At 50.0% G+C, this 1,026-nt stretch carries 1 protein-coding gene; it reads right to left on the reverse strand.

What is annotated here, in order from left to right; genetic code table 11:
• Positions 1–223, reverse strand: a 223-nt coding sequence (locus Q0140_RS08340) for a hypothetical protein (protein WP_297963671.1), incomplete at its 3' end; no start/stop codon positions are given.
• Positions 224–1,026 lie beyond the last annotated feature (803 nt).

Genomic DNA, 1,026 nt, shown 5'->3' on the forward strand with positions numbered 1-1,026 from the left:
TTCGCATCATCGCGGCGATCTGCTCCAAGGTCAATCGTCCGCGCGCCGCGGCGTCAAGCTGCTGCCTTGAGGCGATGACATCTCGCATCGGCGACCCCTTATAAAATTTCGCATCCGCAGTCTGCGCCGCTCTACTCCGCTCGCTGTTTACACTAAGTAGAGCGTAAATTTCGTCGCCGTCCGACTGCACGAATAATAGCTGCGCTTCCTCGCGACAAGCCATTTTATCCTGCGTAAAATTTCATCGTTGCTTACTCACTCCAAAACAGAGTGCGCGAAATTTTGCTCGCTGCCTACTCTTTCCAACGCGAGCTGCGTGAAATTTCAATCCGTAGCGGGTACCCAAACGGCTTTGTTTTTGAAATTTAGCCTTGTGCGAACTTTCGTTTTTGCACGTAACCTCGCCGCGGCACGTTATCTCGCGCGATTATTTTTGTTCGCAACTTTGCTCTTGTGCGAAAGAGCATGCGCTAAATTTCCAAAAAGTTCGCTCTTGCGGGCTGAAATTTGCGCGGGTACCTCTCACCGAGCAAAATAAGGCGCATGGCGAACTTTCTTGGTTTCTGCGTTTTTCTGCCGACATAGCACGCGAAATTCTGCCGCGATAGCCTTGCTAAGGCGTGCTACCGGATTTTTACTCAAAATTTTTATACAAAAGCAAAATTTATGGACGAGCTGCTTAGTTTTGCGCCGCGCGGCCATCCCCGTATCGCGATTTAAATTCACTGCAGCTCTCGCCGCCACGTAGAATTTCCAAAAAATGCCGCTATCCTACGCCGACACGGGATTTTGCGAAGTGGTAATGTTCTTCGGCGGCGTAAAATTTCGCAGCGGGCAATACGTAAAATTTGATCCGCTTTGTTATCTTGCGACGAAGTAAATTTTGCGCTGCCGCAAAATTGCGCTCAGCAATGACCCAGTCTGTATTCCTTTACTTTGCCTCAAAATGCCCCGCAAGCCGTGGCGCCCGCGCACAAAGCCACACACGAAATAAAAATAGCGCGCAAAGAAAGCGCCAAAATGCGC

Source organism: uncultured Campylobacter sp., assembly GCF_938045405.1.
In the GTDB taxonomy this organism is placed as follows: Bacteria; Campylobacterota; Campylobacteria; order Campylobacterales; family Campylobacteraceae; genus Campylobacter_B.